Below are 7,254 nucleotides of genomic sequence, written 5' to 3' on the forward strand. Positions count from 1 at the left end.
GAGTTGTAAGTTATGAGTTTTAAATTTTTATTTCTAGCTCCTAACTTCTAACTCCTGTACAGACGCGATTAATCGCGTCTCTACTCCATAACTCCTAAGTTTTAGAAAGTTGATTGCTACCCTATTGAAAGGATGTGTGCATGGAAGAACGCCCAAGTAGTGGCAATCCCTCCCAAAAGGTAGTGAGCTACCCCTACAGCACGACCCTGAATGATACTCAGAGCACGAGGCTGAATTGCTGGTGCTACTTTCAGTTTATTATGCGCCCAAACTATAGACTCAATTAGTTCTTGCCAGTAGCCGCGACCACTGAACAGGAACATTAAGCTGAATGCCCAAACAAAGTGAGCGCCTAAGAACATGAGTCCATAGGCAGATAGCGCACTGCCATAGGAATTGATGACTTGCGTAGCTTGCGCCCACAAGAAGTCACGCAACCAACCGTTAATGGTGATGGCACTTTGGGTAAAGTTATCACCAGTTATGTGAGTCACGACACCATCTGCATCTACGGTTCCCCAGACATCTGATTGCATCTTCCAGCTGAAGTGGAAAATTACAATCGACAGGGAGTTGTACATCCAGAATAGTCCGAGGAATACGTGATCCCAACCAGACACTTGACAGGTACCGCCACGACCAGGACCATCGCAGGGGAAGCGGAAGCCCAAGTTTGCTTTGTCTGGAATCAGACGAGAGCTACGGGCATATAGCACACCTTTGAGCAGAATTAGAACAGTGACGTGAATGGTGAAGGCGTGAATGTGGTGAATTAGGAAGTCCGCTGTACCCAAAGCAATGGGTGCAGCTGCCACTTTACCGCCAACAGCCAAAATACCGCCGCCAAAGACATAGCTAACTGGTTCTAGGGCATTGGGTGCAGTTGTACCAGGAGCCAAGGCATGGATATTTTGTATCCACTGAGCAAATACTGGCTGCAACTGAATTGCCGTATCAGAGAACATGTCTTGAGGACGACCCAATGCACGCATTGTGTCGTTGTGGATGTAAAGTCCAAAGCTATGGAAGCCCAGGAAAATACACACCCAGTTTAGATGAGAAATAATCGCATCCCGGTGACGAATTACCCGATCCAGTAAGTTGTTTTGGTTCACAACTGGATCGTAATCCCGCACCATGAAGATAGCAGCGTGAGCCGCTCCACCAACGATTAAGAAGCCACCGATCCAAATATGGTGAGTGAATATGCACAACTGCGTAGCGTAGTCAGTTGCCAAATATGGATAGGGAGGCATCGCGTACATGTGATGCGCGATGATAATGGTCAGCGAACCCAAGAAGGCTAGGTTAGTAGCCAACTGAGCGTGCCAAGATGAGGTCATGTTTTCGTAGAGACCTTTGTGACCTTCACCGGTGAAAGGACCTTTATGGTTTTCCAGGATCTCTTTAATGCTGTGACCAATACCCCAGTTGGTACGGTACTGGTGACCAGCAATGATGAACACGACTGCGATCGCCAAGTGGTGATGAGCAATGTCAGTCATCCACAAGCCACCTGTTACCGGGTTTAGACCGCCCTTGAAGGTGAGGAAGTCAGCATACTGACCCCAATTCAAGGTGAAGAAAGGTGCTAAACCAGCAGCAAAGCCGGGATACAACTCGGTCAACAAGTCTTTGTTCAAGATGAACTCGTGGGGCAGGGGTATATCTTTGAGAGCAACACCTGCATCCAAAAGCTTGTTGGTCGGTGCGGACACGTGGATTATATGACCTGCCCATCCTAAGGAACCACAACCTAGCAATACTTGCAAGTGGTGATTCAGCATCGACTCCACATTCTGGAACCATTCCAGTTTGGGAGCGCGTTTGTGGTAGTGGAACCAGCCGGCAAATAGGAACAAGCCTGCTAATACCAATCCACCGATCGCTGTGCAGTAAAGTTGGAAGGAGTTTGTAATCCCCCAGCCACGCCATACTTGGAACAAACCGGAGGTGATTTGAATCCCGTGGAAACCACCGCCTACATCACCGTTTAAAATGTCTTGTCCCACAATAGGCCAAACGACCTGAGCACTGGGCTTAACGTTTAACGGGTCGGTTAGCCAAGCTTCGTAGTTAGAAAACTTCGCGCCGTGGAAAATCATCCCGCTCAACCATATTGTCACTACGGCGAGGTGGCCGAAGTGGGCTGAGAATATCTTGCGGGAAATGTCTTCTAAATCGCTTGTATGTGTATCAAAATCATGGGCGAGTGCGTGCAGGTTCCAAATCCATGTGGTGGTTTTGGGACCTCTGGCTAAGGTTCTGTCAAAGTGCCCAGGTTGTGACCATCTCTCGAAAGAGGTTGGAACCGGGTCGTTATCGACGATTACTCTTGCCTTTTTTTCCTCTCGCTCCGGAGGACTTATTGTCATTCGACCTCCTCTCTTGATCAGGAATGAGGAATCATGAATACCACAAAATCTACAATTACCGCATACTCCAGAATTTTTTTTACTGAAGCCGCGATGAAGACCCTATGTGGAGAGTTGTTTCTCGTTGAATTATAAAGTCTTCACTTGTACATTGTTAGAGATATTTTAACAATAATTCAAACTTGTGCAAATCTTGCTGAAATTCCTGCCTTCTCTGGCTTTTAACTTCAAACTAGTTGTCCAAAAGTCAATAGATTATTCATTTAATTTACAAAGGATAACAATTCGTAAAATTTAGGGTTTGGCTGTATGTAGCTGTTCCTCGTAAATATTTGTGTCATGTTTCAATTGTTACAAGTAAAATGCTGTAAGGAATATGACTTCTTTTAAAATTTCCTGAGATATACAGAAAAACTATGGTAGGTGAAGCAGATTTCACCTTTTGGGCTATAGTTCCCTATGGACAGTTTGAGCCAAAATAATCTGTCAATTCTTGAAGACTATCACTGGGTGCAACGCATGAACTCGTGGCAAAAAAGGGTGTTAGAGAAGCTCCTCCCTAAGAGGTTGCCGATTTTCAGGTGGGTAATGACATTGGTGCTGGTATTAAGCTTGATTAGTTGTGGCGAGAAAGTCGGTAGCCAGGAAGTATCTACTGACTATAGAGAAAACTCTTCACAGATTTCTCAAATTTCAAAGCAATTTTCGGAAGTTTCCCCACTATCTGTTATCCAAGAACTGCGGACAATTTTGGAAGTTTATCAACCACAGGTGACAATTGTTACTCCACAAACTGATGAAGTTTTCCAAGACAACAAAGTCATAGCCAGTTTTCAGGTTAAGGATCTACCAATATTTAAAGACCCACAATTACAACTAGGACCCCATTTACACGTAATTCTGGATAACCAACCTTATATACCTGTTTATGACCTGAATCAGCCCTTGGTTTTGCCAGACTTGTCTCCAGGTACTCATACCCTGCGCGTCTTTGCCTCCCGTCCTTGGCATGAAAGCTTCAAAAATGAAGGCGCTTTTGCCCAGACAACATTTCACGTCTTCACCAAAACCGACGACAACAACCCAGATCGCAAATTACCCCTGCTAACTTACAGCCGTCCTCAAAGTAGCTACGGAGCAGAACCAATTTTACTCGACTTTTACCTAACTAACGCTCCTCTGCACCTCGTCGGCAAGGAAAACGCTAACGACGAATTCAGTGATTGGCGCATCCGCTCCACAATTAATGGTGAAAGCTTTATTTTTGATCGCTGGCAAGCAGTTTATCTTAAAGGCTTTCGTCCAGGAAAAAACTGGGTAAAACTGGAATTTCTCGATAACCAGGGAAATTCTCTTAAAAATGCCTTTAATACCACAGTTAGACTGATTGACTACCAGCCAAAGGGGAAAGACACTTTGTCGAGAATTATCAGAGGAGAACTTACAGCAGATGAGGTGCGCCCCATTGTAGATCCGAATTATAAACTTGTACCTAAACCTACACCCACGCCTTCTGTTGAAAAAACACCCCAAATACAACCGGAGGTAGAAAAACAGCCCATTCCTGAAACTGAAATTCCCAAAGAATCCAAAACACAGCCAGAACAACCAAAATTAGAAGTTCCAACGGCTGCACCATCTCCCACCATATCCCCGACACCACCAGAAATAATTACGCCAGCACCAGAACCACAGCCAGAAGTAACGCCAACTCCTGAATCAACGCCGTTACCAGAAAAAGTTATACCTCAGCCAACAAAACCTAGATTTGGCGGATTTTTTAACCGTCGGGCGGGCAAAATCCCCACTCCACAAGCACCAGTTGCACCATCTCCGAGTTTGCCACCGACGCTGCCAGAGATTATTGAGTCTCCAGCACCAGAAACAATTGCGCCAACACCAGAACCACAGCCAGAGGTAACACCAACTCCTGAATCAGCACCGTTACCCGAAAAAGTTATACCTCAGCCAACAAAATCTAGATTTGGCGGATTTTTTAACCGTCGGGCAGGCAAGATGCCCACTCCACAAGCACCAGCTGCACCATCTCCTAGTTTGCCACCGACGTTGCCAGAGATTATTGAGTCTCCAGCACCGGAAACAATTACGCCAACACCAGAACTACAGCCAACAGTAACGCCAACTCCTGAATCAACGCTATTACCTAAAAAAATCGCTCCCGATCCAGAAAAACCAGAATTAAAAAGATATTTCAACCCGCGTCAGTTCCCAAATGCGACACCATCTCCCGATTTGCCAGCTACACCTACCCCAGCAGTTCCAGAAACTACATTAGAAGAGAAGTAAAAAATAATGATTAGCTTAACCAAAAACACTCAACTGTAACTCTTGCGCTAAAACCTCAACAAATGCGATCGCTGCTACAGGATTACCTATATTATCCACCCCAGGACTGTAACAAGCGATCGCTCCCTCACCTGGTACTATTGCTACAAGCCCACCACCAATCCCTGATTTCATTGGTAAACCAATTTTGACTGCAAACTCGGCAGAAACTTCGTATAGTCCACAAGTTAACATCACAGCGTTGACAATGCGGCGGTTTTGTGATAGCAAATAGCTATTTTCACAAGCTAGCAGTTTTCCTAACAGGGCTAAATCTTCAACTCGTCCAGATAAACAGCATATTTGTTCGTAAGTGTCAAGTGCTGTATTAATATTTTCTAGATGACCGCTTTGGGCGAGATAATTAGTGATCGCTTGATTGGCTGTTGAACGGGTTAATCGCACTGAAGCCAGCATTACCTCATTTAAGCTTAGTTGACAACCTGCTAATTGGTTGAGCCATTGACAAAATAAGAGAGTACGTTGGCTAGCGTCCTTTCCTGGTAATTTATCAGACAGGGTAATTGCCCCACTATTAATCATCGGGTTGCGAGGATGACCGCGATCGCTAACTAATTGTTCTAAAGAATTGAAGGGTGCATCCGAAGGTTCAACCCCAACCCACGCAAAAACCGTTTCTGCACCAAAATGTTCTAGTAGATAAAGTAGAGAAAATGTCTTAATAACGCTCATTAGCGGGAAAATACAAGCTGTATCCCCAAAGCTGATGATTTTCTCCGATTCACAGCAGATATGAACTGCAAACCAACCAGGATCAGCCAAAGCTAATTGAGGAATGCGATCGCTAACTCGTCCTCGTTCAGCTTGAGTTTTGGCTAGTTGCACCCAAGCTGACAACTTCGTAGTAGTTAGTTTCTCAAGTCCTTTCAAAATGTAAATTTTCTAAAAGTTCATTTATTAAATAGTAACTAACAATATACTCAAATGTTGATCAAGGCTTTGTAATATGCAGAAATACGAGATCAAGGAGAAAAAACTTGTGAAACTATCAGATAGGGTAATTGCTGCACTATTAATCATCGGGTTACGGGGATGACCGCGATCGGCAATGAGTTGTTCTAAAGAATTGAAGGGTGCATCCGAAGGTTCAACCCCAACCCACCCAAAAACTGTTTCTGCTCCTAGATGTTCTAGTAGAAAAAGTAGTGAAAATGTCTTAATAACGCTCATCAGTGGAAATACACAAGCCCTATCTCCAAAGCTAATAGTTTTCCCCAATTCACAGCAGATATGAACTGCAAACCAACCACGATCAGCCAAAGCCAATTGCGGAATGCGATCGCTAACTCGTCCTGGGTCAGCTTGGGTTTTGGTTAGTTGCACCCAAGCTGACAACTTCGTAGTAGTTAGTTTGTCAAGTCCTTTCAAAGTGTAAATTTTTTAAAAGTTCATTTATTCAGTAAGAATTAACAGTGTACTCTGATGTTAATCAATACTGACTTAACTGCTAAGTGGTTATGTAAAATTACTGATATAATTGCAAACTAAATAAAATGTAGCGATCACGATAGCGTTTGGTAAATAAGGAATCCTAAACCGCAAGGGAATTGCTTGATTTTGCTTCTCTACGAGATGCTCCGCGAACGCTTCATTCACAATGACAAATGTATATAGCGTTTCCTAAGTAACTGAAGTACACCTAAATCTTTTCTAGGAAAATAAGCAGCTTTAAAAACGTACCTCACCAGGTCGGGAACCCCTATATTTAATTTTGCACTACTAATTACCGCACCTCAGTACTCTATTATAGACAACAGAAGTTTATTGGAGGTAGGTTTGTGAAATTATTTAAACTCTCAAAAATTCTAGGTTTAACAACAGCATTTGCAATTTCATCACAAGCTGCGTTGCTTATTCAACAAAACAAGGCTCTAGCGGGTACTAGTACATCTATCCTTTATGCAGGCGAATACTTATTCGCTAATCAATACTTGATTTCACCTAATGGGAAATATAAAGTTATACAGCAATCTGATGGAAACTTTGTTCTTTATGATTATAGCACTTTTCTGTGGAAATCAAACACTTACAACAGACCAGCTTTCTCCACCCACATGCAATCCGACTGCAATTTAGTCAATTATACATATAATGGAACCCCTGTGTGGGCAAGTCGTACAGATGGGCGTGGTTCTAATTGTCGTCTGCAACTTCAAGATGATGGAAACTTGGTAATTTATACAGGTAATAATGTTCCTGTATGGCAAACGCGTACCTATAGAAGATAAGCTGCCTTCTTAATCCGATAAATGCATTGCTGTATCTGGATATCTTGGTACAGCTAATGGTACGCCATTGGTACTTTCTGATTGTGAAGTATCTGGATTTAGCATAAACCTTATCAGATCAGAGGTGGCGGTGGCAACCAAGTTTTTAAGGGATTAAGGGGAGCCAGTGCGGTCTTCTCCCAAAGGGGAGGCTAGGGCGTGTTTTCAAACTATAACCATAATAAAATGGAGGCGATGGCTGCGCCAACGTCTTCGACGAACGTAATCATAGCTGTATAATTTAC

4 protein-coding genes and 1 pseudogene are annotated in these 7,254 nt (G+C 43.5%); 2 read left to right on the top strand and 3 right to left on the bottom strand.

Annotated elements, in window-relative coordinates; translation table 11 throughout:
* Positions 1-116: 116 nt before the first annotated feature.
* Complete coding sequence (gene psaA / locus V7L29_RS23755; protein ID WP_334690172.1) at positions 117-2,375, bottom strand: photosystem I core protein PsaA; 2,259 nt, start codon at positions 2,373-2,375, stop codon at positions 117-119.
* 519 nt (positions 2,376-2,894) lie between these two features.
* On the opposite strand from psaA, the gene V7L29_RS23760 reads away from it, so the two are divergent.
* On the top strand, positions 2,895-4,682 hold the full coding sequence (locus V7L29_RS23760; RefSeq protein WP_334736991.1) for a hypothetical protein: 1,788 nt from the start codon (positions 2,895-2,897) through the stop codon (positions 4,680-4,682).
* A 15-nt stretch (positions 4,683-4,697) separates the two neighbouring features.
* On the opposite strand, the gene V7L29_RS23765 is transcribed toward V7L29_RS23760, so the two are convergent.
* Positions 4,698-5,612, bottom strand: coding sequence for a glutaminase (locus V7L29_RS23765; RefSeq protein ID WP_334690173.1), 915 nt, complete (start codon positions 5,610-5,612; stop codon positions 4,698-4,700).
* Positions 5,613-5,729: 117 nt separating this feature from the next.
* Positions 5,730-6,110 (bottom strand): annotated as a pseudogene (locus V7L29_RS23770) (glutaminase); the annotation flags it as partial.
* A 410-nt stretch (positions 6,111-6,520) separates the two neighbouring features.
* On the opposite strand from V7L29_RS23770, the gene V7L29_RS23775 reads away from it, so the two are divergent.
* Positions 6,521-6,970, top strand: coding sequence for a hypothetical protein (locus tag V7L29_RS23775; protein WP_334736983.1), 450 nt, complete (start codon positions 6,521-6,523; stop codon positions 6,968-6,970).
* The last annotated feature ends 284 nt before the right edge of the window (positions 6,971-7,254 follow it).

This window comes from Nostoc sp. (assembly GCF_036916575.1).
Taxonomy (GTDB): Bacteria; Cyanobacteriota; Cyanobacteriia; order Cyanobacteriales; family Nostocaceae; genus Nostoc.